This is a genomic window from Antribacter soli, from assembly GCF_021568775.1.
In the GTDB taxonomy this organism is placed as follows: domain Bacteria; phylum Actinomycetota; class Actinomycetes; order Actinomycetales; family Cellulomonadaceae; genus Antribacter; species Antribacter soli.
Window position 1 is genome coordinate 41561 of sequence record NZ_JAKGSG010000038.1, and the last position, 26606, is coordinate 68166.

Here is a 26606-nt window from a genome sequence, read left to right on the forward strand (position 1 = left end):
ACGGGCCGGAGGAGAGGTTCTCCTCCGGCCCGTCCTGTTACGCGGGCGCGGCCACGGTCACGGGACCGAGCAGCTCGCGGTGGGGGTCGTCGTCGTGCCGTTCTTGAAGACGGTGATGCCGAAGTTGTTGCCCGCTCCGTTCGGAGTCGCGGTCAGCGTTCCGCTCGTGCCCGAGATGGTCGCGTTCCAGGAGTTCTGCAGGCTCTGCGCGCCCTGGAGGCCGATCGACACCCGCCAGCTGTTGCTGCCCGAGACGGCGAACGTGACGTTGAACCGGTCGGACCACTCCTCCGCCCGCGTCACGGTCACCGAGCACGTGCCGGCCGACGAGCCGTTCAGCGTGTCGAGCACGGAGGTGTAGGCGAGCTTCTTGTTCCCGCTCCCGTCGAAGAGCAGCGGCGTGCCGCTCGCACGCCAGGAGTCGCTGTCGCGCACGCCCCAGACGCTGATGCCGGTGCAGCGGGAGACGGCGAGGCAGGCCTGGACGACCCTGCGGTAGCTGTCGGCCTGCGCGGTGCCGGAGCCCTCGATGTCGAGCTCGGTGATCTGGACGTCGACGCCCAGCGCCGCGAAGCTCGACAGCGTGGTCTGGTAGTTGCTCGGCACGGGGCTCTGCGAGTTGAAGTGAGACTGGAAGCCCACGCAGTCGATCGGCACGCCACGGGCCTTGAAGTCGCGGACCAGGTTGTACACGGCCTGCGTCTTCGCGTGCGTCCAGTCGTCCGTGTTGTAGTCGTTGTAGCAGAGCTTGGCGTTCGGGTCGGCGGCCCGGGCGGCGCGGAACGCGGCCTCGATCCAGTCGTTGCCGGTGCGCTGCAGGTTCGAGTCGCGGCGGGCGCCGGAGGAGCCGTCCTGGAACGCCTCGTTCACGACGTCCCACGAGTGGATCTGGCCGCGGTAGTGGGTCGCGACCTGCGTGACGTGGTTCAGCATCGCGGACCGCAGGGCGGAGCCGCTCAGGTTCTGCATCCAGCCCGGCTGCTGCGAGTGCCAGGCCAGGGTGTGGCCACGGACCTGCTTGCCGTTGCTACGCGCCCAGTTCACGATCTGGTCGCCCGCCGCGTAGCTGAACTGGTTCCGGTTCGGCTCGGTCGCGTCGATCTTCATCTCGTTCTCGGCCGTGATCATGTTGAACTCGCGGTTCGCGATGGTCGTGTAGGCCGAGTCGCTCAGCCTGAACCCCGCGATCGCGGTGCCGAAGTACCGCCCCCGCTCCGAGGCCGCGGCCTGCAGCGTGCTACCGGCCGCCTGGGCGGAGGTCACCGCGGTGGTCAGCACCAGCGAGGCGACGGCCGTCATCACGACGGTCGTCAGTCCGAGGCCGCTGCGCCAGCGCCGGCGGCTCGCAGGTCTGGTGGCCGCTTCGTGCGTGGTCGTGCCTGGGGTCATCGCCGATCCCTTCGTCCATGACGCCGCCCCCGTTGGCCGCGCCGGTTCGAAAAGGATTTCCATGTAAAGGTCTCATGTCAAGCGATTCCCTCCAGTCTTCGACATATGGGCAGAATTGAACGATTCAGTCGCTCCCCGGCGACCTGCGGCCCGTTCGGATGCCGTGCAAGAACCAGGTGACCCGCGACACAGTGAGGGCATGGAGGCCTCCTACGTGCGCGACGAGACCTGGTTCGCCACGCTCTTCGACGCGCACGCCACTGCGCTGTACCGGTACTTCGTGCGACGCCTGCCGGCGTCCGGGGGAGGCCGCGCGGCCGACGCCGAGGACCTCGCCGCCGACGTGCTCGCCACCGCGTGGCGGCGCCGCGAGGACGTGCCCGAAGGCGCCGAGCTGCCCTGGCTCTACAAGACCGCGGGTTTCGTGCTCGCCAACCACCGGCGCAAGCTGCGCGCACTGCCGGTCGCGGCCGTGCCCGAGGAACCGGACGACGTCGACCCCGAGACGCTCGCGCTCGCGGACGACGGCGTCCGGCGGGTGCTGGCCCGCCTCACGCCGCGCGACCGGCGGATCCTGCTCCTCGTCGCCTGGGACGGCCTGTCGGGCGACGAGCTCGCGCAGGTGCTGGGTGTCTCGCGCGGCGGGGCCGACGCCGCGCTGTCCCGCGCCCGGGCGCGCCTGCGCGACCTGTGGGCAGAGGACGCGGCCGCGTCGGCCGGCTGACGTGACGCCGACAACCGCCGGGAACCGCAAGAGCAGGCCCGCACGGCACACATGACGGGTGTGGGACCGGCCCCGGCCCCCACGTTCAGCACGGAGGACCACGATGGACACCAACGAGAACGGCGACCCCGGCGTGCAGGGCCAGGACGTGCCGGGCCAGGACGAGGCGTTCGAGCGGCTTGCCGCCGCCGACCCCGCCGCGGGAGCGGCGGACCCGGTGCCGGCGGTGCTGCGTGCGAAGGTCGACGCACAGCTCGCGGACGACGGCGCTGCCGGCAAGAGCGCTGCCGGCAAGAGCGACGCCGGCAAGAGCGACGCCGGCACGCCGGTGCCCGGCGACGAGCTCGCCGCGCGGCGTGCCCGGCGTCGGACCGGATGGCTCGGTGCGGCCGCCGCGGTCGCTCTCGTCGCCGTCGGGGGCGGCGGGTACCTGGCCGGCGCCGCGGGGGCCGGCCCCGCCGGCGTGAGCGACAACACTGCCGAGGCACCGATCACGCTGGAGGCCCCGGCCGGGTCGGAGGACGCGGGCGGTGGTGCGCCCGCGGTGGGGGCGGCGCCCGAGACGCTGACCACGAGGGCGGCCGGCGGCGCGGGGGACTCCGCCGCGAGCTATCCGTACGGCTTCTGGGGCCGCACGGTGTTCCACGCGGGTGCGGGCCTGTCGACGTCGGGCTCCGAGGCCGAGGCGTTCGGCCTCGACCCGGCGGGCATCTGGTCGGCGGACACGGCGCGCCGCGTGGCCGAGGCGTTCGGTGTCTCCGGCGAGCCGCGCCTCGAGGGCGGCTACTCCTGGGTGGTCGGGCCGCCGGACGGCAGCGGCCCGTCGATCCACGTGTATGCGGACGGCACGGGGAGCGCCGACTTCTACGACCCGTCAGGCGACCCGTGGTCGTGCCCGGACTTCCCGGGCAAGGCCGAGCCGGGTTCGTCGGGTGAGGGCGGCACGGAGGAGGGCACGCTGGACGACGACGCCGAGCTCCTCCCGGCCCCGGACTGCCCGACCCTCACCACCCCCGGAGCGGCGCCGTCGGCGGACGACGCGGTCGCCGCGCTACGGGACGTGATGAGCCGCATCGGCGTGGACCTCGCCAACTTCGAGCTGGAGGCGGGCGAGTCCTACGAGGGTGAGCCCTGGCGCTATGCCACGGCGTGGCACGTGGTCGGCGGGCAGCGCACCGGGCTGACGTGGAGCGCGTCGGTGTCGGCGTCCGGCATCGCGAACGTGTACGGCTTCCTCGCCGAGACGATCTCGCTCGGCCAGTACCCGGTGGTGAGCGAGGCCGAGGCGGTGGAGCGCCTGGGTGACCCGCGGTTCGGCGCCTCGGGCGGCGTGATCCCGCTCGCCGAGACCGCGGCTGCCGCGGCAGAGGGCGACGTGGCCACCAGCCCCGTCGTGCCCGCCCCTGACCCGACGGTGCCCCCCACCCCGACCCCGGGCGACGCGATCGCCTGGCCGGTGTCGGAGGTGACCATCACGTCGGCCCGTCTCGGGCTGGCGCAGCAGTACCAGCCGGACGGCGCGGTGCTGCTGCTGCCCGCCTACGAGCTCCGGGACGCCGACGGCAACACCTGGTCGGTCCTGGCGGTCGCGGAGGACGCGCTCGACTTCACACCCTGACCAATTCACACACCATCGTGGAAGACGAAGGTGCCCGGTCCGGACGTCGGACCGGGCACTTTCTTCGCCCAGAATGCCGCTCGGGTGTGGCGGGATCCCGCCGTGGCGTCAACCCGCCACACCGACGATCAGGACTCGAGCGCGACGTCGAGGGTGATCTCGCCGACCCCCCCGAGCGCCTTGGAGATCGGGCAGGTCTCCTTGGCCGTCTTGGCGATGACCGCGAAGGTCTCGGCGTCGATCCCCTCGACCTCGCCGCGCACCTTCAGGGCGATGACGGGGATGCGGAAGCCGCCGGCCGGGTCCGGCCCGAGCGTGACGTCGGCCGTCACGTCGAGCGCGACGGGCGTGGCGCCCGCCTCGCCCAGCAAGGCGGAGAACTGCATGGCGTAGCAGGAGGAGTGCGCCGCGGCGATGAGCTCCTCGGGGCTGGTCACGCCGCCGGCCTCGTCGGCGGCGCGCCGGGGGAACGAGACGTCGAAGGTCGCGACGCCGGAGCTGGTGAGCTCGACCTGGCCGGCACCCTCGGTGAGCGTGCCGTTCCAGGCGGTGCGAGCGGTACGGACGGGCATGAGGTCTTCTCCTCGGAGAGGCGGGAGCGGGCGTCGCACGGGCGCCCTCGGGCGGTGCCGACGTTACCTGGTGGGTGACATAACCGACAGATGTCCTCTGTCGCTCTCGTCACACCTGCGATAGGTTCCGGACGATCCCGCACCGAAACGCCGGGCCACCATTGCCCGGGGAAACGAGTGTCATGAAGCGTCCAATCCTCCTTTCGAGCGTCTCAGCACTCTCCGCGGCCTGCGTGGTCGCGGCGAGCCTGAGCGCGACCGCCGCGCCGTCAGATCCGGCAGACGACGCGTTCGCCGCCGCCCGGTCGCTCGGCATCGAGGCCACGAGCCTCAAGCCGGTGTACGGCAAGGCCGAGAAGGTCTCGACCGGGCTGCAGGGTGTCGAGGGCACCGTCACCGCGTTCGTCCAGCTCGACGCGCCGTCGGCCATCGACCTGCACGAGCAGGGCGGGTCCGCCGCGGACGTCCGCAAGGGCAAGCAGGACGTCGAGGCCCTGGCCGACGCCGTCCTGCCCGAGGGCTCGCCCAGCGCCAGCAGCACCGAGGACCTGCTGCGCACGTCCGTCACCAGCAACGTCGTCGCCGGCTTCACCGTCACGGGCGAGGCGGAGCAGATCCGGGCGCTCGCGGACAGCCCGGACGTCGTCACGGTGTACCGCATCACGCCCAAGACGCCGTCGAACAAGGGCACCGACGTGTTCACGCAGGCGCTCGCCACCTGGCAGAGCGCCGGCCTTACCGGCGAGGGCGTGCGCATCGGGGTCATCGACACCGGCCTGGACTACACGCACACCGACTTCGGCGGCCCCGGTACACCCGAGGCGTTCGCGGCGGCCGCTGCCGACGACGGCACGGCGCCGATCCCCGAGGGGACGTTCGACTCCGCCAAGTTCCTCGGCGGCTACGACTTCGCAGGCCACACCTACGACGCGCAGGACCCGGCGTCGGTGCCGGCGCCCGACCCGAACCCGATCGACTCGTACGACATCGGTGGCGGGCACGGCACGCACGTCGCGGGAACGGCCGCCGGGTACGGCGTCTCGGCGGACGGCTCGACGTTCCGCGGCGACTACGCCACCCTCACCGACATCTCCGACTTCGTGGTCGGCCCGGGCAGCGCCCCGGAGGCCGGGATCTACGCGCTCAAGGTGTTCGGCGACCTCGGTGGTTCCACGTCCGTCGTGGTCGACGCGCTCGACATGGCTGCCGACCCGAACGGTGACGGCGACGTCTCCGACCACCTGGACATCGTGAACCTCTCGCTGGGCTCGGACGGCTCGCCGGCCGACGACCCGGAGAACGTGTTCATGGACGAGCTCGCCACCATCGGCACGCTGTCCGTCGTGGCGTCCGGCAACGCGGGCGACATCACCGACGTCGGCGGCTCGCCGGGCAACTCCGCCACCTCGCTGACCGTCGCGAACTCCGTGGGTGACACGCAGACCTTCGACGCCGTCGAGGCCACAGCGCCCGCCGAGCTGGCCGGGACGTACGCGTTCCAGAACTCGGTCGCGTACTCCGGGGCCGACGTCGAGGCGCCGGTCGCGTTCGTCGCCGCCGACTTCACCGGCTGCGCGGCGTTCACCCCCGAGCAGGCGGCGACCGTCGCCGGCAAGATCGCGTACCTGTACTGGGACGACAACGACGGCGCCCGCCCGTGCGGGTCCGCCCTCCGGTTCAACAACGCGCAGGCCGCGGGCGCCGTCGGCGTGGTCCTCTCCTCGGAGCTCGCCGTCTTCCCGGCCGGCATCGCCGGCAACGCCGGCATCCCCGGCGGCCAGCTCACCGGTCCGTCGACCGACGCGCTGCTGCCCGCGATCGAGGCCGGCACGCTCGTGCTCAAGATGGGCCCCTCCTACAAGAGCACGGCCTTCGAGTCCATCCCGAGCATCGGCGACACGCTGAACTCGAGCTCGTCGCGCGGCGTGCACGGCTCGCTCGGCATCGTCAAGCCGGACGTCGCCGCGCCGGGCACCGGCATCTCGTCGGCCGGGGCGGGCCACGGCACCACCCCGGTCACCATGTCCGGCACCTCGATGGCGACCCCGCACGTCGCGGGCATCACCGCCCTGGTGAAGCAGCAGCACCCGGACTGGACGCCGGCCGAGGTCAAGGCCGCCGTCATGAACACCGCCACGCACGACGTGTTCACGGGCACCGACCGGACCGGGACCGCGTTCGGCCCCGAGCGTGTCGGCTCGGGCCGGGTCGACGCCCTCCAGGCCGTCGGCTCAGACGTGCTCGCCTACTCCGCGAACGACCCGGAGCTCGTCTCCGTGAGCTTCGGAGTGGTCAAGGTCGACGAGCCGACGACCCTCGTCAAGAAGGTCACCGTGGAGAACACGGGCTCGTCCACCGCGACGTACCGCGCGTCCTTCACGCAGTCGTCGACCGCCGGCGGTGCCTCGGTGTCCGTCTCGCCGTCGAGCGTGACGGTGAAGCCGGGCCGCACGGCGACCGTGAAGGTCACCTTCCGTGCCGACCCGGCGACGCTCGCCAAGGGGCTCGACCCGACGTCGAGCGCCACCGACCCGGCCCTCGGGCTGCCGCGTGACTTCGTCTCCATGGTCACGGGCCGCGTGGTGCTCACGCCGACCGGCTCCACCGGCGGCTCCGAGCTGCGGGTCCCGGTCCAGGCCGCGCCCAAGCTGGTCTCCGACCTCGAGGGCGAGGACGTCTCCTTCGCGAGCGGCGCGACCGAGGCGACGCTCGAGCTGGACGGCGAGGGCGTGAACAGCGGTGGCTGGACGTCGCTCGTCGCGCCGTTCGAGCTGAAGGCCACCAGCCCGGCGCTGCCGGAGTCGGCGTGGGAGGGCTCGTCGAGGTCGGCGTTCCAGGCCGGCGACATCCGCGCCGTCGGCTTCTCCTCGACCGCCCCGCAGTTCGCGGCGGCGGGCCTCGACCCGGCGGACGGCTATGCCGCCGTCGGCGTCGCGATGCAGGGCGAGTGGGCCACGCTGGGCTTCGACCCGACGCCGTTCGTCCTGGTGGACGTCGAGGGTGACGGCGTGCCCGAGTACGAGGTCGACGTCATCAAGTACCCGGACACGGACGTGACGCTCACCGCCACCTTCGACCTGGCGACCGGTGACACCGTGTGGCTCGACTTCGTCAACGGCGCCTTCGGCGACGTGGACACGTCGATCTTCGACAGCAACGTCGTCGTGATCCCGGTGCCGCTGGGCCCGCTCGGCATCACCGCGGACTCGACGCCGACGTTCCAGGTGGCGACCAGCTCGTACTACGCCGGCGGGGTGGTCGACGCGACCGAGCCGTTCGCCGCCAGCCCGTACGCCCCGGCGTACTGGTTCGAGGGCCAGGGCGAGTTCGTGTACGCCGCGGACGACGACACGGAGCTGACGGTCCACAAGGCCGCCGACGCCGGGAAGTCCAAGCTGCTCCTGCTGCACTTCCACAACGAGAAGGCCCACGAGCGGTACGAGATCGTGGACGCCGAGGTCAGCAGGCGCCGTTGAACCTGGTTGTCGTCTGACCGGGCAACGGCCGGACGCTTGCCTGCTGGAGACTGACCAGGGTCAGTCGTGGAGGGCCTCGCCGCACGCGGCGAGGCCCTCCGTCGTCACCGCACCGCGCTTCCCCGCCGCGCCCGCATGGTGGCCGCAGTGTGGCGGGCGTCGCGGACACGGAGGGGGTGGTGCGAGAATCGCGACGTGCCCCCGCAGACCCACCCCACCTCGCCGGCCGCCACGGACGCGAAGGTGTCCGGCCGGGCGGCGCACGAGCAGGAGGCCGTGCGACGCGCCGACGAGGCTCGCCGAGCGGCCGACGAAGCGCGCGAGGCCGTCGCCGTGGCGCTCCGGACCGTGGTGAGCTGCGGCGTCGACACCTCGCCGCGCCGCCGCGCCGAGTACTCGACGGACGCGTCGAACTACCGCGTCGTGCCGGAGGCGGTCGTCTTCCCGGAGTCGGCGGACGACGTCGTCCGGGTGCTCGGCGTGCTGCGCGAGCTCGGCGTCCCCGTCACCGCGCGGGGTGCCGGCACATCCGTGGCGGGCAACGCCGTCGGACCTGGCGTGGTGCTCGACTTCTCCCGGCACCTCGACCGCGTGCTCGCCGTCGACCCCGAGACCCGGACGGCCCGCGTGCAGCCGGGCACGATCATGACGAACCTCCAGAAGGTGGCCGCGCCGCACGGCCTGCGCTTCGGGCCCGACCCGTCCACGCAGAACCGCGCCACCCTCGGCGGCATGATCGGCAACAACGCGTGCGGCCCGCACGCCGTCGCCTACGGGCGCACGGCGGACAACGTGGTGTCGCTCGACGTCGTCGACGGGGCCGGGCGGCGCTTCACCGCCGGCCGGGGCGACTCGACGTTCGCCGCCGTCCCGGGCCTGGCCGACCTCGTGCGCGACAACCTCGCCCTGATCCGGACCGAGTTCGGGCGGTTCGGGCGGCAGGTCTCCGGCTACTCGCTGGAGCACCTCTTGCCGGAGAACGGGTCCAACCTCGCCCGCGCGCTCGTCGGGACGGAGGGCACCCTCGTCACGATCCTCGAGGCCACCGTCGATCTCGTGCCGGTGCCGAGCGCCCCCACGCTCGTCGTGCTCGGTTACCCCGACATGCCGACAGCCGCCGACGACGTGCCGGCCCTCCTCGACCTCAAGCCCTTGGCGATCGAGGGGCTGGACGCGCGGCTCGTCGACGTCGTGCGGCGCGCCCGCGGTGACGTGGCCGTGCCGCCGCTCCCCGAGGGGGCAGGCTGGCTGATGATCGAGGTCGGCGGCGCCACCCAGGAGGAGGCGCTGTCCACGGCTCGGGCGATCGTCGCGGCCGCGTCCACCTCCGCCGCCGAGGTGCTGCCGGCCGGGCCGGACGCGACCAAGATGTGGCAGATCCGGGCCGACGGCGCCGGCCTCGCGGGGCGGACGCCCTCCGGCGAGCAGGCGTGGCCCGGCTGGGAGGACTCCGCCGTGCCGCCCGAGCGGCTCGGCGCCTACCTGCGTGACCTCGAGGCCCTTATGGGGCGGTACCGGTTGGACGGCCTGCCCTACGGGCACTTCGGTGACGGGTGCGTGCACCTGCGCATCGACATCCCGCTCGAGACCTCGGGCTCCGTGCTGCGGACCTTCATGACCGAGGCCGCGGAGCTGGTCGCGAAGTACGGCGGCTCGCTCTCCGGCGAGCACGGCGACGGCCGCGCCCGCTCCGAGCTGCTGCCGCTCATGTACTCGCGCGAGGCCATCGGGCTGATGGAGCAGTTCAAGGCGCTGTTCGACCCCAAGGACCACCTCAACCCCGGCGTCATCGTGCGCCCCAGCGCGATCGACGCCGGCCTGCGCCGGCCCGCCGCTGGCCCCGTGCTCTCACGCTCCACCACGCTGACCGGGATCTCGCGCCGCGCCGGGTACGAGGGGTTCTCCTTCCAGCACGACCACCACGACATGACGACTGCGGTGCACCGCTGCGTCGGCGTCGGCAAGTGCCGGTCGCACTCGCCCGGACAGTTCATGTGCCCCTCGTACGCCGCGACCCGCGACGAGAAGGACGTGACCCGCGGCCGTGCGCGCGTGCTGCAGGAGGCGCTCAACGGGACGCTCGTCGGCGGGCTCTCGGCGCCGGAGGTACGCGAGTCGCTCGACCTGTGCCTGTCCTGCAAGGCGTGCTCCTCCGACTGCCCCGCGGGCGTCGACATGGCGCAGTACAAGTCCGAGGTGCTGCACCGCACGTACCGCGGCCGGCTGCGGCCCGTCGACCACTACGCCCTCGGCTGGCTCCCGCGCTGGGCCCGCCTCGCCGGGGCGATGCCGCGGTTCGTCAACCGTGTCCTCGGTGTGCCGTTGATCGCCAAGGCGGTGCTGTGGGCCGGCGGGATGGACACGCGCCGCTCGATGCCCAGGTTCGCCGAGGTGCCGTTCCGGACCTGGTGGGCGCGCGGCGGGGCGACGCACGGCGTCCCCGGCCTGCGCATCCTCGGTGTACCCGGCCGCGAGGCGCGCACCGCGGCGGTACTCGCCCAGCGGCCGAAGGTGGTGCTGTGGACCGACACGTTCAGCGACTCGATGGCGCCCGGCGTCCCGCAGGCGGCCGTGAAGGTCCTGACCGCTGCCGGCTACGACGTGATCGTGCCCGACCAGCAGGCCTGCTGTGGCCTCACCTGGATCTCGACCGGCCAGCTCGACGGCGCCCGACGTCGGCTCTCGTCCCTGCTCGAGGTGCTCGGCCCGTACGCGGTGAACGGGATCCCGATCCTCGGTCTCGAGCCGTCGTGCACGGCGGTGCTGCGGTCCGACCTGGTCGACCTCTTCCCCGACGACCCGCGCGCCCGCGCCGTCGCCGCGGCGACGCACACGCTCGCCGAGCTGCTGACGTCGCCCGAGACGGCGCCTGACCCCGCCGTGTTCCGGATCCCGTCCCTCGCGGACGTGTCCGCCGTGGCCCAGCCGCACTGCCACCACCACTCCGTCATGGGGTGGGACGCGGACCGTGCGCTGCTCCAGGCCGCCGGAGCGACCGTGAAGGTCATCTCCGGTTGCTGCGGCCTCGCGGGCAACTTCGGCATGCAGAAGGGCCACTACGAGGTGTCGGTCGCGGTGGCCGAGACCGCGCTCCTGCCGGCGCTCCGCGCCGCCGCGCCCGGCGACGTGTACCTCGCCGACGGCTTCTCGTGCCGCACGCAGGTCGACCAGCTCGCGGGCATCGAGGGCAAGGCGCTCGTGGAGCTGATCGCGGAGCGGCTCTAGCCTTCGCGGCCCGGTGGCTGCAGGGCGGGGCGACGCAAGCGCCGCCGCTGAGTCCGGAGTCGCTCCAGCCGAGGCTGGTCCGGCAGACGCCGCTCACTCTCAGTTGACATTGTCAGCGCACGGTGAGCGGCGCCGGGACGTCAGTGGCCTGCCGCCCGGGCAGACGGCGTCCGGGCCGCGGCGCTACAGGTCCCGCCGGCGCTGCGCGGCCTTCAGCCGCTCGTCCAGCAGCGCCGCGATGACCTGCCGGCCGGGGCCCATGTCGTCGAAGCTGGTCGGCACGGTCTCGAAGAACACCGAGTAGGCCGGCGTGCCGGCCTGGTAGCGCCAGCCTTCCGCGAGCGGTCCCGCATCGTGGGCGTCGTAGCCGATCGAGTCGAGGAGCTCGGCGACGGCTGCCTTCGCCTTCTCGTCGTCCCCGGCGACGGCGAGGACCGAACGCTCAGGGTCGCCGCTCGGGCGCGCCAGCTCGCCGAGGTGCCCGGCGTAGATGTTGTTGAAGCCCTTCACCACGCGCGACTCCGGCAGGTGCGCCTGGAGCAGCTCGCTGACAGTCGTGTTCTCGTCGTCGAGCTCCTGGATCTGCCCGTCGCGCTGCGGGTAGTAGTTGTTGGTGTCGATCACGACCTTGCCGCGCAGCGCCTCGACCGGGACGGTCTTGTAGGCGTGCAGCGGTATGGTCACCACCACGATGTCGCCGGCGGCTGCCGCCTCGGCCGGGGTGGCAGCCCGCGCGTTCGGCCCCAGCTCCGCGACCAGGTCGGCCAGCGTGTCCGGCCCGCGCCGGTTGCTCAGGACGACCTGATGTCCCGCCGAGACCGCCAGGCGCGCGATCGCGCTGCCGATGTTGCCGCTTCCGATCAACCCGATGACGCTCATGCACGAGCCAACGGTCGGTCGTGACGTCGCATTCCGGCGAATCGCGACATGTGACGACCGTCATCCCGCGCGGGGGCCGTCGGGCTACTCCAGCCACTCCGTGACGAAGCGGTCGTTCGCGTGGATGTGGATCGCCTCGTAGATGTCGTCCGTGAGGGTCTGGAACTTGTGCGGCACCAGGGCCGGCACCAGGATCTGCCCGCCCACCGGCACCCGGTTCACGGTGCCGCCACGGCGCGCACCGCCTCCGCGAGGCGTCGTACCGCCTCCCCGACGCGGGGATCGGCCAGGTTCCCGTATCCCACGACGAGCACGGTCGACCGCGCCGGCGGTGAGACGAGGTACCGGCGCAGGTCCGCCACCGCGACGCCGAGGGCGGCGGCCTCGCGGGTCACGTCCGCGGCGTCGGGTCCGGGGATCCCCGCGAGGTCGACCAGCGCGTGCATCCCGGCGGCGATCCCGCGCACGTCCGCGTGCGGCAGCTCGCGGGAGAGCGCGGCGAGCAGGGCAGCGCGCCGGCGCTTGTACCGGCTCCGGGCGGCGCGCAGGTGCCGGCCGTACGCGCCGCTGGAGACGAACCGCGCGAAGGCGAGCTGGTCGAGGGTGGAGGGGCCCGGCGTCGGGCCGCCTGCCGCGGCGACAGCCGCGCGCCACCGGTCGGGGACGACCGCCCAGCCGATCCCGAACGCGGGCGAGAGCGTCTTGCTCACGGATCCGAGCAGGAGGACCCGCTCCGGGTCGAGGCCCTGCAGGGCGGCGACCGGCCGGCGGTCGTAGCGGAACTCCGCGTCGTAGTCGTCCTCGACGACGATCCCGTCCACGTCGCGCGCCCACTCGAGCACGGCCCTGCGGCGGTCCTCGGACAGGGCGGACCCCGTGGGGAACTGGTGCGCCGGCGTGAGCAGCGCCGCCCGCGCCCCGGTCCGCGCCGACGCGGAGACGAGGGCGGCGACGTCGACGCCGTCGTCGTCCACCGGCACCGGGACCGGCGTGAGCCCGGCGGTGGCCGCCACGTCGCGGAGCGCCGGCCAGCTGGGGTCCTCCACGAGAAGGTGCGTGTGCCCGGCGCGGGCCAGCGCGGCCGCGATCCGGGACATCCCGTCGCTCGCGCCACGGGTGAGCAGCACGGCATCGTCGGGCCCGGCCACCGCGCGTGCCCGGCGCAGGTGCGTGGCGACGGCGGCGCGTGCCGCCGGGTGCCCGCCCGGCGGCTGGGTCGCGAGGTCGTCGTTCGCGGCCTCGGCCAGCGCTTCACGCGCCGCGCGCAGCCAGGCCTCGCGGGGCACGTGGCGCAGGTCGGGCACGCCGGGTGCGAGGTCGTACGGCTGGCGCGGGGCGTTGCCCGCCGGCCCGAGCCGTTCGCCCGACGCCGGTCGCACGCCCGGGCGCACCTCCGGCCGCCCTGCGCTGGCCGGCTCAGGCGGCGGGCCGGCGAGCGCGGTCGCGGAGACGCGGGTGGCGGAGCCGGTGCGCGCCTCGAGGAAGCCCTTGGCGACGAGGTGCCCGTAGGTCTCGGTGACGACCCAGCGGGAGATGCCGAGCAGCTCGGCGAGGTCACGGCTCGGGGGCAGGGCCGTGCCGGGGGCGAGGCGGCCCGAGCCGACGGCGCCGAAGATGCCGCGCTCGAGCCGGTTCCGGAGCGACCCGGGCCCGGGCGCGAGGGCGAGCAGCACCTCGCTCGCCGTGCCGGGACCGGCCGTGCCGGGACCCGCCGTGCCGGGACCGGCCTTGCCGGCGGGTGCGGCAGGCGCCGTCCCCGAATTGGTCTGGTCCGTGCTCATGGCATTGGACCGTACTACCAGACCGATCCTTCCCTAGCGTTGAGGAGACGGCGCGGGGCAGGCCCGCGTGACACGCGAAGGAGATCGATCCATGCAGTTCCGGACGCTGGACAACGGGCACACCTCGTTCGAGGTGTCGACCCTGTGCCTCGGCACCATGTTCATGGGCACGCGGACGGACGAGGAGACGTCGTTCGCGATCCTCGACCGGTTCGTCGAGGCCGGAGGGACGTTCCTCGACACCGCCAACAACTACAACGCCTGGGTGGGCGGCTACGGGCGTGACTCCGAGGACGTCCTGGGGCGCTGGCTCGCGAGCCGCGGTGTGCGCGACGAGCTGCGCATCGCCACCAAGCTGGGCGCGGCCAAGAAGGACCCGGCCCTGCCGCTGTCGAACACCCCGCCGACGAACTACCAGGGCCTGTCGGCCGAGGTGATCGAGCGCGAGGCGCACGAGAGCCTGCGCCACCTGGGCACCGACCGGATCGACGTGCTGTACGGCCACGTCGACGACCGCGAGACGCCGCTCGAGGAGACCGTCGGCGCGTTCGGCAAGCTCGTGGACGAGGGCGTGGTCGGCATCCCCGGCATCTCGAACGTGGCGCTGTGGCGCGTCGTCGAGGCGCGGGAGGTGCAGGCGCGGCTCGGCGTGGCCCCGTACGGCGCGGTGCAGCAGGCGGTCAGCTACGTCTACCCGCGGCCGCAGCCGACCCGTACGAACTGGGGGACGCCGGAGCTGCTCGACTACGCCGCGTCCACCGGCGTGGACGGGCGGCCGGGCCTCACCGTGATGGCGTACTCGCCGCTGCAGCAGGGCGCCTACACCCGCCCGGAGAAGCAGCTCCGGGACGGCGCCGACCACGCCGGGTCGTTCGAGCGGGTGCGCGTGCTGAACGCGGTCGCGGCCGAGATCGGCGCCACGCCCAACCAGGTGGTGCTGGCGTGGCTCCTCGGGGGCGAGGTGCCGGTGATCCCCGTGGTGGGGGCGAGCTCGGTGGCGCAGCTCGACGAGACCCTGGGCGCGGCGGACCTCGTGCTCGACGAGGAGGTGCGGGCGCGCCTGGACGCAGCCTGAGGCTACGAGCCGAAGCGGCCCCGGTGCACCACCTCGTCGAGCGGCTTGCGCGCCCGCCGCGTGGGTGAGCCGGCGGCGCCACCCTCGAGAGGGTGCCCGACGGCGATCACGCCCGTGATCTCGTACTCGCCGGGGATCGCGAAGGCCGCGCGGACCGCGGGCACCTCGGTGGGCGGGACGCCGAAGAAGCAGGCGCCGAGCCCCTCGTCGACGGCGGTCTGGAGGATGAGCAGCGATGCCATGCCCGCGTCGACGTGCCAGAACGGCACGGGCCAGCGGCTCTCGTCCTGGTCGGTCCAGCCCTTGTCGCCCTCGGCGTACCGCCGCAGGTACGCGGCCTTCGACGCGAGCGCGAGGATCACGACCGGCGCGGTCGCCATCCCTGCCAGCCACGACGACATGTCGCGGTGGCTGCGCCGAGGAGAGTCGTCCGTCGTCGTCCCGTCGGCGGACGACGCCGGTCGCTCGCCCGTCTCGCCCGGGGCGACGGCCGCCGCGGGCGAGGCGGCCGTCCAGAAGGCGGCCCGGTCGTCGGGCTCCTCGAGGACGAGGAACGCCCAGCCCTGCGAGAACCCGGCGCTGGGCGCCCGGACGGCGTTGCGGACCATGCGGTCCACGGCCTCGGGCGGGACCGGTGCGGCGCTGAACCGGCGGTGCATACGGCGCCTGCGGACGACCTCCTGGAACTCCATCCGCCCATCCTGCCCTGCAGGCGGCGTCAGCCTGTCTCGATTCCCGGAAGCCCGGGCACGTGCTGCCCGACGGCGGAGCGCACCTCTCCCGGCAGCTCACCCCAGTCGTCGGTCGTGTCGAGGTCGACCGCCGTGCCCAGGCCGTGCACGGTGACCGAGCGCAGACCCAGGCGCGCGGCCTCCGCCTCGTGCGCGGCCCGGCTGCCCAGGCCGAAGTGGAACCGGAACCCGCCGTCGCCCGGCTCGCGCCCCGCCGCAGGGGACGTGGTGCTGCCGGGGGAGCGACCGGCGTCGGGCAGACCGGGGTGCAGGGGGAGCAGCAGGAGGTTGGTGCCCGCGCCGACCCGGTCCGTCGCGATCACGACGTCCGCGTCCAGCGTGAGGAGCACGGTGACGTCCTGCGGCGTGAGCGCCGGGAGGTCCGCGTGGGCCACGAGAAGCCGCGGTGCCGCACCGAGGACGTACTCCCGCGCGACGTCGAGGCCGGCGTTGAGCCCCGGCCGGTCGGCCGGCTGCTCGAGGATGTCGAGCCGATCGTGCAGGTCGAGCCCCGCGAGAGCCTCCCGCACGAACGCGGGGTCGGCCGTCACCACCACGACCCGCTCGACCGCGTCGACCGCGAGCACCGCGGCCACGACGTGCCGTGCGAGCACGGTGACGAGCCGCCGCCGCGCGGCAGGGTCGAGCACCGCCGCCAGCCGTGACTTCCCGGACACCCCGTCGCGCAGCGGCACGACGGCGACGACCCGCCCGGCAGCGCTCACGCGAGGGCCAGGAGCTCGCGGGCGAGGCGCTCGCGGCCCTCCGCGCCGCCCATGATCGTGTCGGTGACCAGCACGTCGAGGCCGAGGTCCGCGATCGCGGGTGCCAGGAGGGAGTCGACGCGGTCGAGGCAGAGCACGTCGACGAGGCCGGTGTAGAGCCGCGCCACGCCGAGCGCGGACACCTCGTGCCCGAGCGACTCCAGGATCTGCGCGGCCGGCCCCTTGATGGCCTGCCCGCCGACGATCGGGCTCACCGCGACCCGACGCGCCCTGGTGGACGCGAGCGCATCCCGGACGCCCGGCACGGCGAGCAGCGGCTCGACCGACAGGAACGGGTTCGACGGCGCGACGACGACGAGGTCCGCGCCGGTCAGCGCGTCGAGAACACCGGGCGCGGGCCGTGCGTCGTCGGCGCCCTCGAAGTGCAGGCCGAGCACCGCGTCGGCGTGCTGCCGCCCGACGAAGTACTCCTGGAAGCCGAGCCGCCCCGACGGGGTGTCGACGAAGGTGGCGAGGTGGTCGTCCGTGACGGGGATGATGCGGGGCCGCACCCCGAGCGAGGCCGCGATCTGCGCCGTCACCTCGGACAGGGGCGTGCCGGCGCGCAGCCGGGCCGTACGGACCACGTGCGTCGCGAGGTCCTTGTCGCCCAGCGTGAACCAGGTGTCCTCGCCGAGCCGGCCCATCTGCTGGAGGGTCGCGTAGGTCTCCCCGCGCAGGCCCCAGCCCCGGTCCTCGTCGTTCAGGCCCGCGAGCGTGTAGACGACGGTGTCGAGGTCGGGCGAGATCTCGAGGCCGTGCAGGGTGGTGTCGTCGCCCACGTTGACGACCACCGTGAGGTCGTCGGGGCCGAGCGCGAGGTCGAGGCCGTGCGCGAGCCGCGCACCGCCGACGCCCCCGGCGAGAAGGGTCACTCGTGTCACGCGACGAGCCTACGTGCCACGATGGGGCACATGGCTGTCTTCGCGTTCTCCGTCGCCCCCATGACCGCCGGCGAGTCCGTCGCCGACCAGGTCGCCGAGGCGGTCCGCATCGTCCGCGAGTCGGGCCTGCCGAACCGCACGACGTCGATGTTCACCGAGATCGAGGGCTCCTGGGACGAGGTGATGCCGGTGATCCAGCGGGCCACCGACACCATCGTCCGGGCGGGGTATCGCACCTCCCTCGTGATCAAGGCGGACATCCGGCCCGACGGTCGCACGGGCGAGCTCCACGGCAAGATCGCCCGCGTGGAGGAGCGGCTCTCGGCGGACGAGGAGGAGACGGGCCACTCCTGAGCCGATACCCCAAACCTTTCGGTTGATCGGCAGTTCGCCAGATGATCGGCAACCCGGGCTGCCGATCATCCGACGAACTACCGATCACGTCGCCCCGGCCACTCAACTCGCACCGAGCAGCATCACGCCGGCCAGCGCCACCATCAGCGTCGCCGACGCCAGAGCCGTCGCGAGCCGCCCGCGCGGGCCGGACAGCACCCTGCCGAGCAGCGTCCCGCCGAGCGCGAGCACGAGCTGCCACGACGCCGAAGCGACCCAGGCGCCCGCTCCGAACAAAGCCGCCCCGAGCAGCCCGAGCCCGGGTGAGGCAGGGGCGGAACCCGGCCCACCGGCGTCGGGCAGCAGGGTGCCGCCGGCGACGACGACCGCGAAGAACAGGACCGTGGCCGGGTTGACCGCCGTGACGGCGACGAAGCGGGCGAAAGCCCGCCGCGCGGTGAGGGAGCTGCGCACTTCGGTTCGGTCCGTTGTCGTCGGGTCGGCACCTCGAGCTGCCGAATCGACGACAGACTGCCGAACCGATGGGCGAGCCCGCCACGCGGCGAGAGCGCCGCGCGCGGCGAGGACGACGAGCACCACCGCGGAGGTGATCCGCAGCGGGACGGCGACGGGCTCCACGAGCCGGGTGACGGCCGCGCCGAAGAGGCCGGCGAGGAGGGCGTAGACGCCGTCGACGGTCGCGATGCCCAGCGCCCCGGCGGCACCCACACGCCACGGGTGCCGGGCGGCCAGACCCACGAGGTACGTCGCGACGGCCCCGACCGGGAGAGCGACCGCGTAGCCGGCGACGACGCCGGCCACGAGCGCGGCGCCCATCAGCGAACGGCCAGGTCAGACCCTCCCTGGACGCGCTGCTGCTGTCGGCCCGCGACGTGACGCCGGCGGAACGAGGCAGGAGCGGGAGGACGGGACATGCCGTCCAGGATAGGGGACGCGCCAGGGCGACTCGTTTCACGTTTCACCCGGTGGGCGGCGTTTCAGGACACGCGGAAGGCGCCCGGTAGGCTATGCCGGACCGTGGCCACGGGGGCTACGGGTCCGGACCCCGGGAGCTCCCCATATGCCACTGTTCGAGGTCGATGCCACACGGCCCCTCCTCGTGCAGTCCGCGCGTGGTGGCGCGGGCGGATCCGGTGGCCGTGAGCCCGGCGTCCACACCAGCGCGCACCAGGTCGTCGAGTCGCACATCGACGGGCTCCTCGGGGAGCAGGTCTTCCCGATCGTGCAGGGCACGAGCCCGGACGAGCCGCACCTCCTGGCCCTCGACGCGGCGGGCTCGCCGGTGGTCGTGGAGCTCGTCGGCGACCTCGACCGCGACAACCTGACCAAGGCTCTCGACCACGCGGGCGCGGCCGGCCGGCTGACCCGCACCGAGCTCGCCGCCCGGTACCACGGGGGCTCGCAGGCCTTCGCGCACGACGTCGCGGCGTTCTACGACAGCGTCCCCGTCACCCGCTCGCAGCAGAGCAAGAGCGGCAGCGCGCGCCTCATCATCATCTGCCAGAACGCGCCCGAGGAGATCCTCAACGCGGTCGAGTTCCTGCGCCAGCCGTCGATGCCGGTCGAGGTGCTGAAGATGGGCGTCGTGCACTCCGCCGACGGCCGCCGGTTCCTCGACGTCTCGCCCCTCGTCATCCATCTGCCCCCGGCCCTGCCGATGCCGAAGAAGAAGGTCGCCCCGCAGGTCGCGGCGCCCCGGCCGGCCGGGGCGAAGGTCCCGGCGGAGGACGCCTTCGCCGAGGGCGTCAAGGTCGGCTACGCGCTGACCGGAAAGATGCCGGTGGTCGCCCAGGCGCCGCAGCCGCGGAGCACGACGGCGGAGCGCACCCCCCGTACGCCGGTCGCCGCCGGCCCGGCTCCGGTCGACCCGGCGCCGTCGGTCGCGAGCCTTCGGGCGCGTCTCGCGCAGGGCAAGGCCGCCGCCGAGCCGGGCCCGGGGCCCGCCGCGCCCGCGTCGGCCCGGCCTGCCGGTGGCACCCGGGCGAGCCGGCGTGCGCTCGCCGCCGCCCAGGCGGCCGAGGCTGCCCCCGCTGTCCCGCCGGCTCCGGTTCCGGCCGCGCCGGTCGCGGTGGCACCGCTCCCGCCGGCTCCGGTCCCGGCCGCCCCGGTCCCGCCCCCGTCTCGCGCGAGCGCCCGGACGTCGGACGCGTCGCCCGCGCGGCCGGCGCTCTCGACGCGCCGCTCCGAGGTCAGCGAGTCCATCCCCGCCGTCGCGGCGCCGCCCGTGCAGCCGCCCCTGGGCGCTTATGAGTCGGCGCCCTACGTGGCCGCCGGGCACGAGGCCTCGCAGGCAGCCGACCCGGCGCCGGTGCGCCGCCGGTCCCGCTCGGACCGCTTCAACGGCCAGGTCGACGGCGAAGCCGCGCCGAGGTCCGGGCACACGCCGGTCCCGCCGCCGCCTGCCCCGTCGCCCGTCCCGCCGGCGCCGGTACCCGCCGAGCCCGCGGCGGGCCTCTGGCAGCCGCCGTCGTACGACGGGCCGCCGACCCGCGAGACGCCCGTGTACGAGCCGACGTCGTTCGAGCCGTCGTACGGCGCACCCGCCGCGTACGGCGCGCCGCAGGCAGCCGCCGACGACAACCCGGTCGAGTACGGCACCCAGCCGTTCGACGTGGAGTCGACGTTCGGCGCGCCCGAGTACGAGCCGCCGACGTACGCGACGTCGCCGGGGTACGACGCGCCCGCGGCCTACGTGCCGACCTACGACTCGGTGCCTGCGAACGACTCCTACTCCTCGTCGGGCTACACGGCCGACGCCCCGTACGGCGCCGCCCAGCAGTCTTACGACGGGGCCGGCTACGAGCCGGTCCCCGCCGCGGCCGGCGGGTACGGCGAGCAGACCGGCTACGTCGCGGAGCCGTCCGGGTATGCGGGGGAGCAGACCCGCTACGCGGCGGAGTACGGCGGCTACGCGCCGCCGCCGTCCGCGCCCTTCGAGCCGCCCTACGCCCCGGCCGCCCCCGCTGCCGGTGCCGGGGCCGACGACCGCCAGTGGGACCAGGGCTATGTCGGTGCGGGGTACGACGCCGCACCGCCTGCGTACGACGAGACGCCGGCAGTGCCGGTCCCGTCGGACATCCGCACGGGTACGCCGATGCTGTTCGAGGACGAGGACGACCCGGACCTCGCGGCGCTCGCCCGCAGCATCGGTGAGCCGACCCGGATCGTCTGGTCCCGCCCTCGGCGCAACCAGCACTACGAGGGCCTGCTGCACCCGGACGGCGCGATCGAGCTGGCGGACGGCAGCCGGTACCGGCACCCGGACTCGGCGGCGACCGCGGCGTCGGGCTCGTACACCGCGGACGGCTGGAGCGTGTGGCGCCTGGGCGACACCGGCCCGACGCTGACCGACGCGTTCCGGATGCGCTTCTCCTGAGGCGTGAGGCGCTGAGGCCTCGACCTCAGCGCTTGCGGGGCTGGTGGAAGCGCACCATGTTGCCGGAGGGATCGCGGAAGGCGCAGTCACGGACGCCGTACGGCTGGTCGACCGGCTCCTGCAGCACGTCGGCGCCTGCGGCGCGGATGTGCTCGAAGGTGGCGTCGCAGTCGTCGGTGCTGAAGATGACCGCGCGCAGCATGCCCTTCGCCAGCAGGTCCGCCATGGCCGCCCTGTCGGCAGGCGAGGCGTTCGGGTCCGCGAGGGGCGGTTCGAGGACGATGTCCACGTCGGGTTGCGACGGCGAGCCGAGCGTCACCCAGCGCATGTCCTCGAACCCGACGTCGCCCCGCACCTCCAGGCCGAGAATGTCCCGGTAGAAGGCGAGCGCCTTGTCGTGGTCGTCGACGGCGATGAAGCACTGTGAAAGCTTGATGTCCATGCGTTTCACGCTACGAGCCAGGGCAACGTCTCGCTTCTCGATTCCTGACCGGTCGCGTGTGGATCGTGGCGACGACAAAGACCGGACCGGTCGCCGGGAGGCGACCGGTCCGGTTGGAGCGCCGGCTCAGTCCGCCGAACGGACCATCGCGCGGATCCCGACCACCAGGCCCAGGGCCGCTGTCGCCGCGGCGGCCAGCCACCCCCAGGCGACGGCGGCGGAGGCGACGTCGCCGGCGAAGGCAGCGCGACTGGAGTCGACGACGAAGCGCAGCGGGTTCGCGTACGACGCGACGCGCATCCACGCCGGGCCGGTCTCCAGCGGCAGCAGCATCCCGGACAGGAGCATCACCGGGAACAGCACCGTCTGCTGCACCACCCAGAACATCCACTCCTGCTTCCGCACGGCCAGCGCCAGCGCGTAGGACAGGGATCCCACGCCGATGCCGAGGACCGCGAGCTGGGCGAGCGTCACGATCACGCCCACCGGGTCCGGGCGCAGGCCGAACGGCAGCATCACGAGGACCACCACCGCGGCCTGCACGACCACGGGCACGACCTCCTTCAGCGCGCGGCCCACCAGGAGCGCCGGGCGGGACAGCGGGGTGACGAGCATCCGCTCGTGCACGCCCGAGGACAGGTCGACCTGGAGGTTGGACCCGGTGACCGACGAGCCGAAGAGCAGGGTCATCGCCAGGACCGCCGGGACGAACCAGAGCCAGACGTCGCCGCCCAGCGTGCCGCCGGCCGAGCCGGCGAGCAGCGGGCCGAACAGGCCGAGGAAGACGAGCGGCTGGATCAGGCCGAACACCAGCGAGAACGGGTCGTGGACGACGGGTCGCAGCTCGCGGACGAGCACGAGCCGGGTGTCGCGCCAGAAGCTGCGACGGGCACGGGTGTGCGTGCCGGGCGCGGCCGTGGCGGCGGCGCCGGGGTTCAGGGTCGCGGTGGTCATGCCAGGACCTCCTTGCGGGTCGAGGTGGCGGGGGCGGTCGGGGTGCCGGCCGGTTCGTCGTCGGACAGGTCCGGCGCGGTGGCGACCGCGGTCTCGCGGAGGCTGCGCCCGGTGAGCGACAGGAACACGTCGTCGAGGGTGGGGCGCGTGACGTCGACGCGTGTCACGGCCAGGCCTGCGGCGTCGGCGGCCCGCAGGAGCCCCGGCGTGGCGCCCGGGCCGTCCGCGGTGCGGACCTCGACCCGGTCGCCGTCGATCGCGACCGAACGAGTGCCGGGCGCACGCTCGGCCAGCGTCGCGAGCTTGCCCGCGTCTCCGGGGGCGACGCGCAGCGCGACCCGGTCGCCGGCCAGCTCGGCCTTCAGGGCGTCGGCCGTGTCGTCCGCGATGACCTGGCCGTGGTCGACGACGACGACCCGCTCGGCGAACGTGTCCGCCTCGTCGAGGTAGTGGGTGGTGAGGACGATCGTCATGGGCTCGCGGGAAGCGGTCCGCATCCGCAGGATGTGGTCCCACAGGTTGGCCCGGTTGTGCGGGTCCAGCCCGGTGGACGGCTCGTCGAGGATCAGCAGCGGCGGGGTGTGGACCAGGCCCATCGCGACGTCGAGCCGGCGGCGCTGCCCGCCGGACAGGCTCTCGACCTTGCGGCCGGCCTGGTCGGCGAGGTCGAGGACCTCGAGCAGCTCGTCCGCCCGGCGCCGCGCGGTGCGGCGGTCGAGGCCGTCGATCTCGCCCTGCGTCATCACCTCGTCGCGGACACGCTGGCTGGCGCCCGCGGCGCCGCCCTGGCCCACGTAGCCGATGGCGGAGCGGACGCGGTCGGGGTGCGCGACGACGTCGTGCCCGGCGACCTCGGCCGTGCCTGCCGTGGGCGGGATGAGCGTGGTGAGCATGCGCAGCGTCGTGGTCTTGCCGGCGCCGTTCGGGCCGAGGACGGCCACGAGCTCGCCCGGCTCGACGTCGAGCGAGATGCCGCGCACGGCGTGCACGGTCTCGGTGCGGCTCACCACGAAGTCCTTGGTGAGTCCTCGGGTGCGGATCACGGGGTCCTCCAACGTTCGGGGTCGGTGTGTCGTGACCCACACTGCCGGGAGTAGCGGACAGGTTCTGTCCTCTGTTCCGTGCGAAAGTGAGTTCATGCTCGAGACTTCCGGACGCCTGCTCACGCTCCTGTCGCTCCTCCAGGCGCGGCGGGACTGGCCGGGCGCGCTCCTGGCGGACCGGCTCGGCGTCAGCGCGCGCACCGTGCGCCGCGACGTCGACCGTCTGCGCGAGCTCGGCTACCCCGTCAACGCCAGCAAGGGGCCCGACGGCGGCTACCGGCTCGCCGCGGGTGCGGACCTTCCGCCCCTGCTGTTCGACGACGAGCAGGCCGTCGCGGTCGCCATCGCCCTGCAGACCGCGCAGGCGCCCGGCACCGACGAGGCCGCGGTGCGGGCGCTGGCGACGATCCGCCAGGTCATGCCCGCCCGGCTCCGCGTGCGGCTCGACGCGCTCGAGGTGACCGCCGTGGCGCGGCGGGAGGGGAGGTCCGGGCCGGTGGCCGCCGACACGCTGCTCGCCCTGGGCACCGCGATCCGGGCCGGAGAGGTCGTGCGCTTCGACTACGAGGGCGGGTCCTCCGAGCCCGTCGGAGCCGGACCGGACGCCTTCGTCCCGCCGCGCCGGGCGGAGCCGCACCACCTCGTGACGTCCGACGGCCGCTGGTACCTCGTCGCGTTCGACCTCGACCGCGACGACTGGCGCACCTTCCGCGTCGACCGCCTCACGCTGCGGACCGGCAGCGGGCCGCGGTTCGTCCGGCGCGAGGTGCCCGGCGGCGACGTCGCCGCCTACGTGGCCGAGGGCCTGTCCCGCGCGTACTCGCCCGCCCGCGGCGAGGCGGTGCTGCACGCCCGCGCCGACGTGATGGCGCCCTGGGTGGGCAACTGGGGCGTGTGCGAGCCGCTGCCCGACGTCGACGGGTCGCCCCGGTGCCGCGTCGTCCTCGGCTCGTGGTCCTGGGGCGGGCTCGCGGGGCTCCTCGGGGTCTTCGACGTCCCGTTCGACGTGGTGGGCCCGCCGGAGCTGGCCGACGCCGTCCGTGAGCTGGCGACCCGCTACTCGGCGGCCGCGAGGTAGAACCGGCACTGCCGAGGTAGAGGGACTGTCGGACGAAGTGACTACCTCTGCGGATCGATCACGCCGAGGTGGTCGGTCAGTCGCGTCAGAGGGTGACGACGACCTTGCCGAACTGGTTGCCGTGCTCCAGCCTGCGCAGGCCCTCGCCCACGCGCGCCAGCGGGACCGTCGCGTCGATCGTGGGGCGGACGCCCGTGCGCACGAGGAAGTTGAGGAGCGCGCCGAGGTCCTCACGCGAGCCCATGGTCACTCCGCGGACGACGAGCTCCTGGAAGAAGACGCGCGTGAGCTCGGCCGGCGGCGCGTCGCCCGACGTCGCCCCGCACACCGCGATCGTGCCGCCAGGCCGGACCGAGCGCACCGAGTGCGCCCAGGTGGCCTGGCCGACCGACTCCACGACGGCGTCGACCCGGGCCGGCACGCGCGCCCCCGGCTCGATCGCGTGCACCGCGCCGAGCGCCAGCGCCCGCTCGCGCTTCTCCGCCGACCGCGACGTGGCGGTCACCTCGAGCCCAGCGGCCGCGCCCAGCGTGATCGCCGCCGAGGCGACGCCGCCGCCCGCGCCCTGGACGAGCACGCGGTCACCGGGCGCGAGCCCTGCCGCGACGAAGAGCATGCGGTAGGCCGTGAGCCATGCCGTGGGTAGGCAGGCGGCGTCCTCGAAGGACAGCTCCGACGGCTTCGGCACGAGGTTCGCGGTGGGCACGGCGACCCGCTCGGCCAGCGTGCCGGGGTACTTCTCGGAGAGCAGGGACCGCTTCTCGCGCGGCCCGACGCCGTGGCCGTCCGCGCCGATGACGCTGTGCACCACGACCTCGGTGCCGTCCGGCGCCACGCCCGCGGCGTCCGTCCCGAGGATCATCGGGAGCTGCTCTTCGCGCAGGCCCACTCCCTTGAGCGACCACACGTCGTGGTGGTTCAGGCCCGCGGCGCGCACCTCCACGGTGGACCAGTGTTCACGGACCTGCGGCTCGGGACTGTCCCCGACCTCCAGGCCGTCGAGGGGCGAGTCGGGCGAGAACCGGGTGACGTAGGCGGCGAGCACCGCCCCAATCTACGACCGACAGCGCTGTGGGTACGGAAAGTGCCGGGTCCCGACGTCGGGAGGCGGCACATTCCGTACCCACAGCGGAGGGGGAGACAGGGTGCGGAACGGGCCGGCTGCCCTAGGGTGTGCGGCATGTCGACGGGGAACATGGCACTGGACCTGGCGCAGGCCGACCTCGAGGCGGCCGAGCACGCGGCCGCGGAGCACGGCCGGCTCACCGAACGGGCGGGCCGGGCCGCCGCGGCGCTCGCGGACGCGCAGACCACCCTCTCCCGCGCCCGCGCCGCCCTCGCCGACGAGGCGAAGGACGTCGAACGGCTGGACGGCTTCAGCCCCACGCTCATCTGGGCGGTGCTGCGCGGGAACCGCGACGAGCGGCTCGAGGCCGAGCGGGCCGAGCAGCGGGCGGCGGAGTACACGGTCGCGCTGGCGGAGTCGCGGCTCGCCTCCGCGGAGGGTGAGCTGGCCGCCGCGCGGGCGACGATCGGGGCGCTCGGCGACGTCCGGGCCCGCCGCACCGCCGCACTCGACGCGAAGGAGCGTGCCGTCGTCGCGGGAGGTCATCCCGGCGCCGCGGAGCTCGACGACCTCGCGCGCCGCACCGGTGCCGCGCGGTCCGAGCTCACCGAGGTGCGCGAGGTGGTCGCCGCGGCGGCCGAGGCCGACCGGACGCTGCGCGGCGCCCTGGGGTGCCTTGACACGGCGAGCAACTGGGCGGCCTACGACACGTTCGGCGGCGGCTTCCTCGCCGATATGGCCAAGCGGGACAAGATGGACGAGGCGGTCGAGTGGATGCGTACCGCGGACCGCGCGCTTCGACGCCTCTCGACCGAGCTCGGGGACCTCGGTCACCAGGGCGTCGGGGGCGTCGACGTCGGCGCCCTGGCCGGGGCGTTCGACGTCTGGTTCGACAACATCTTCAGCGACTGGTCCGTCATGCACCGGATCGACGAGGCGCGCAACCGCGTCAGGAACGCCTCCGCCGCGGTCGATCGGGTGCGGGCTTCGACCGGCGCGCGCGCGGTCCGCCTCGAGAAGCTGCTCGCCGATCTCGCGGCGCGCCGCGAGGCGCTGCTCCTCAGCGCCTAGGTCCAGCGGGAGCGGCGGGGCGGGGCGTGCGGGGGGGGGGGGGGGGGGCCGCGCCGGGGTTCACGCCCGGCCCCCGAGGGCAAATGCTGGAGCGGGGCGCAGTT

Annotated in this window: 22 protein-coding genes; 9 read left to right on the forward strand and 13 right to left on the reverse strand. The window is 74.1% G+C overall.

From position 1 onward, the window contains the following. Nucleotides 1–57: 57 nt before the first annotated feature. The gene (locus L1785_RS14065; RefSeq protein WP_372461867.1) at nt 58–1389 is read right to left on the reverse strand and encodes a glycoside hydrolase family 10 protein; all 1332 of its coding nucleotides are present in this window, start codon (nt 1387–1389) and stop codon (nt 58–60) included. 199 nt (nt 1390–1588) lie between these two features. On the opposite strand from L1785_RS14065, the gene L1785_RS14070 reads away from it, so the two are divergent. Together L1785_RS14070 and L1785_RS14075 are read left to right on the forward strand one after the other, a co-directional pair. Beyond that, complete coding sequence (locus tag L1785_RS14070; protein ID WP_236089902.1) at nt 1589–2113, forward strand: RNA polymerase sigma factor; 525 nt, start codon at nt 1589–1591, stop codon at nt 2111–2113. Nucleotides 2114–2216: 103 nt separating this feature from the next. Continuing rightward, nucleotides 2217–3731, forward strand: coding sequence for a hypothetical protein (locus L1785_RS14075; RefSeq protein WP_236089903.1), 1515 nt, complete (start codon nt 2217–2219; stop codon nt 3729–3731). Nucleotides 3732–3859: 128 nt separating this feature from the next. Here the strand turns inward: L1785_RS14075 and L1785_RS14080 are convergent, their stop codons facing one another. Continuing rightward, on the reverse strand, nt 3860–4303 hold the full coding sequence (locus L1785_RS14080; RefSeq protein WP_236089904.1) for an OsmC family peroxiredoxin: 444 nt from the start codon (nt 4301–4303) through the stop codon (nt 3860–3862). A 182-nt stretch (nt 4304–4485) separates the two neighbouring features. Between L1785_RS14080 and L1785_RS14085 the strand changes: the two genes are divergently transcribed. Together L1785_RS14085 and L1785_RS14090 are read left to right on the forward strand one after the other, a co-directional pair. After that, nucleotides 4486–7779: a S8 family peptidase gene (locus L1785_RS14085; RefSeq protein ID WP_236089905.1), complete on the forward strand. Its 3294-nt coding sequence runs from the start codon at nt 4486–4488 to the stop codon at nt 7777–7779. A gap of 276 nt (nt 7780–8055) precedes the next feature. After that, nucleotides 8056–11004 (forward strand): FAD-linked oxidase C-terminal domain-containing protein, encoded by a 2949-nt coding sequence (locus tag L1785_RS14090; RefSeq protein WP_372461868.1) that lies wholly within the window; start codon nt 8056–8058, stop codon nt 11002–11004. A 183-nt stretch (nt 11005–11187) separates the two neighbouring features. Here L1785_RS14090 and L1785_RS14095 read toward each other — a convergent pair whose 3' ends face one another. The 3 genes from L1785_RS14095 to pdxR form a co-directional block, all read right to left on the reverse strand. Next, on the reverse strand, nt 11188–11883 hold the full coding sequence (locus L1785_RS14095) for an NADPH-dependent F420 reductase (RefSeq protein ID WP_236089906.1): 696 nt from the start codon (nt 11881–11883) through the stop codon (nt 11188–11190). Between the two features lie 84 nt (nt 11884–11967). After that, nucleotides 11968–12105, reverse strand: a complete 138-nt coding sequence (locus L1785_RS14100) for a hypothetical protein (RefSeq protein ID WP_236089907.1) — start codon at nt 12103–12105, stop codon at nt 11968–11970. Continuing rightward, nucleotides 12102–13664: a MocR-like pyridoxine biosynthesis transcription factor PdxR gene (gene pdxR / locus L1785_RS14105; RefSeq protein WP_236089908.1), complete on the reverse strand. Its 1563-nt coding sequence runs from the start codon at nt 13662–13664 to the stop codon at nt 12102–12104. The genes L1785_RS14100 and pdxR overlap by 4 nt, the downstream gene beginning before the upstream one ends. 91 nt (nt 13665–13755) lie before the next feature. Here pdxR and L1785_RS14110 point away from each other — a divergent pair, with 91 nt between their 5' ends. Next, entirely contained in the window at nt 13756–14739 is a 984-nt protein-coding gene (locus L1785_RS14110; protein ID WP_236089909.1) for an aldo/keto reductase, read from the forward strand. A 2-nt stretch (nt 14740–14741) separates the two neighbouring features. On the opposite strand, the gene L1785_RS14115 is transcribed toward L1785_RS14110, so the two are convergent. From L1785_RS14115 to cofD, 3 genes are read right to left on the reverse strand one after another with little or no spacing between them, the layout of a single operon-like run. Further along, a complete protein-coding gene (locus L1785_RS14115; RefSeq protein ID WP_236089910.1) occupies nt 14742–15431 on the reverse strand; it encodes a nitroreductase family protein in 690 nt (229 codons plus the stop codon). A 26-nt stretch (nt 15432–15457) separates the two neighbouring features. After that, the gene (locus L1785_RS14120; protein ID WP_236089911.1) at nt 15458–16195 is read right to left on the reverse strand and encodes a glycosyltransferase family protein; all 738 of its coding nucleotides are present in this window, start codon (nt 16193–16195) and stop codon (nt 15458–15460) included. After that, on the reverse strand, nt 16192–17118 hold the full coding sequence (cofD, locus tag L1785_RS14125) for a 2-phospho-L-lactate transferase (RefSeq protein WP_236089912.1): 927 nt from the start codon (nt 17116–17118) through the stop codon (nt 16192–16194). The genes L1785_RS14120 and cofD overlap by 4 nt, the downstream gene beginning before the upstream one ends. Nucleotides 17119–17148: 30 nt before the next feature. Here cofD and L1785_RS14130 point away from each other — a divergent pair, with 30 nt between their 5' ends. Further along, nucleotides 17149–17472, forward strand: a complete 324-nt coding sequence (locus L1785_RS14130; RefSeq protein WP_236089913.1) for a thiamine-binding protein — start codon at nt 17149–17151, stop codon at nt 17470–17472. 102 nt (nt 17473–17574) lie between these two features. Here L1785_RS14130 and L1785_RS14135 read toward each other — a convergent pair whose 3' ends face one another. Continuing rightward, on the reverse strand, nt 17575–18288 hold the full coding sequence (locus L1785_RS14135) for a LysE family transporter (RefSeq protein WP_236089914.1): 714 nt from the start codon (nt 18286–18288) through the stop codon (nt 17575–17577). 244 nt (nt 18289–18532) lie between these two features. On the opposite strand from L1785_RS14135, the gene L1785_RS14140 reads away from it, so the two are divergent. Further along, nucleotides 18533–20848: a restriction system modified-DNA reader domain-containing protein gene (locus L1785_RS14140; RefSeq protein ID WP_236089915.1), complete on the forward strand. Its 2316-nt coding sequence runs from the start codon at nt 18533–18535 to the stop codon at nt 20846–20848. Between the two features lie 25 nt (nt 20849–20873). On the opposite strand, the gene L1785_RS14145 is transcribed toward L1785_RS14140, so the two are convergent. The 3 genes from L1785_RS14145 to L1785_RS14155 all read right to left on the reverse strand — a co-directional run bounded on the left by L1785_RS14145 (nt 20874) and on the right by L1785_RS14155 (nt 23287). Further along, a complete protein-coding gene (locus L1785_RS14145) occupies nt 20874–21290 on the reverse strand; it encodes a VOC family protein (RefSeq protein WP_236089916.1) in 417 nt (138 codons plus the stop codon). A 126-nt stretch (nt 21291–21416) separates the two neighbouring features. Next, nucleotides 21417–22244: an ABC transporter permease gene (locus tag L1785_RS14150; protein WP_236089917.1), complete on the reverse strand. Its 828-nt coding sequence runs from the start codon at nt 22242–22244 to the stop codon at nt 21417–21419. Next, nucleotides 22241–23287: an ATP-binding cassette domain-containing protein gene (locus L1785_RS14155; RefSeq protein ID WP_236089918.1), complete on the reverse strand. Its 1047-nt coding sequence runs from the start codon at nt 23285–23287 to the stop codon at nt 22241–22243. The genes L1785_RS14150 and L1785_RS14155 overlap by 4 nt, the downstream gene beginning before the upstream one ends. 94 nt (nt 23288–23381) lie before the next feature. Here L1785_RS14155 and L1785_RS14160 point away from each other — a divergent pair, with 94 nt between their 5' ends. Then, a complete protein-coding gene (locus tag L1785_RS14160; RefSeq protein WP_236089919.1) occupies nt 23382–24365 on the forward strand; it encodes a helix-turn-helix transcriptional regulator in 984 nt (327 codons plus the stop codon). Nucleotides 24366–24450: 85 nt separating this feature from the next. Here the strand turns inward: L1785_RS14160 and L1785_RS14165 are convergent, their stop codons facing one another. Then, a complete protein-coding gene (locus tag L1785_RS14165) occupies nt 24451–25410 on the reverse strand; it encodes a zinc-binding dehydrogenase (protein WP_236089920.1) in 960 nt (319 codons plus the stop codon). Between the two features lie 135 nt (nt 25411–25545). On the opposite strand from L1785_RS14165, the gene L1785_RS14170 reads away from it, so the two are divergent. Continuing rightward, entirely contained in the window at nt 25546–26502 is a 957-nt protein-coding gene (locus tag L1785_RS14170) for a hypothetical protein (RefSeq protein WP_236089921.1), read from the forward strand. Nucleotides 26503–26606: the final 104 nt, after the last annotated feature.

Coding starts and splice junctions, on each gene's coding strand:
- L1785_RS14065 (WP_372461867.1), bottom strand. CDS start 1,389: ATGACCCCAGGCACGACCACGCACGAAGCGGCCACCAGACCTGCGAGC.
- L1785_RS14070 (WP_236089902.1), top strand. CDS start 1,589: ATGGAGGCCTCCTACGTGCGCGACGAGACCTGGTTCGCCACGCTCTTC.
- L1785_RS14075 (WP_236089903.1), top strand. CDS start 2,217: ATGGACACCAACGAGAACGGCGACCCCGGCGTGCAGGGCCAGGACGTG.
- L1785_RS14080 (WP_236089904.1), bottom strand. CDS start 4,303: ATGCCCGTCCGTACCGCTCGCACCGCCTGGAACGGCACGCTCACCGAG.
- L1785_RS14085 (WP_236089905.1), top strand. CDS start 4,486: ATGAAGCGTCCAATCCTCCTTTCGAGCGTCTCAGCACTCTCCGCGGCC.
- L1785_RS14095 (WP_236089906.1), bottom strand. CDS start 11,883: ATGAGCGTCATCGGGTTGATCGGAAGCGGCAACATCGGCAGCGCGATC.
- pdxR (WP_236089908.1), bottom strand. CDS start 13,664: ATGAGCACGGACCAGACCAATTCGGGGACGGCGCCTGCCGCACCCGCC.
- L1785_RS14110 (WP_236089909.1), top strand. CDS start 13,756: ATGCAGTTCCGGACGCTGGACAACGGGCACACCTCGTTCGAGGTGTCG.
- L1785_RS14115 (WP_236089910.1), bottom strand. CDS start 15,431: ATGGAGTTCCAGGAGGTCGTCCGCAGGCGCCGTATGCACCGCCGGTTC.
- L1785_RS14130 (WP_236089913.1), top strand. CDS start 17,149: ATGGCTGTCTTCGCGTTCTCCGTCGCCCCCATGACCGCCGGCGAGTCC.
- L1785_RS14135 (WP_236089914.1), bottom strand. CDS start 18,288: ATGGGCGCCGCGCTCGTGGCCGGCGTCGTCGCCGGCTACGCGGTCGCT.
- L1785_RS14140 (WP_236089915.1), top strand. CDS start 18,533: ATGCCACTGTTCGAGGTCGATGCCACACGGCCCCTCCTCGTGCAGTCC.
- L1785_RS14145 (WP_236089916.1), bottom strand. CDS start 21,290: ATGGACATCAAGCTTTCACAGTGCTTCATCGCCGTCGACGACCACGAC.
- L1785_RS14150 (WP_236089917.1), bottom strand. CDS start 22,244: ATGACCACCGCGACCCTGAACCCCGGCGCCGCCGCCACGGCCGCGCCC.
- L1785_RS14160 (WP_236089919.1), top strand. CDS start 23,382: ATGCTCGAGACTTCCGGACGCCTGCTCACGCTCCTGTCGCTCCTCCAG.
- L1785_RS14170 (WP_236089921.1), top strand. CDS start 25,546: ATGTCGACGGGGAACATGGCACTGGACCTGGCGCAGGCCGACCTCGAG.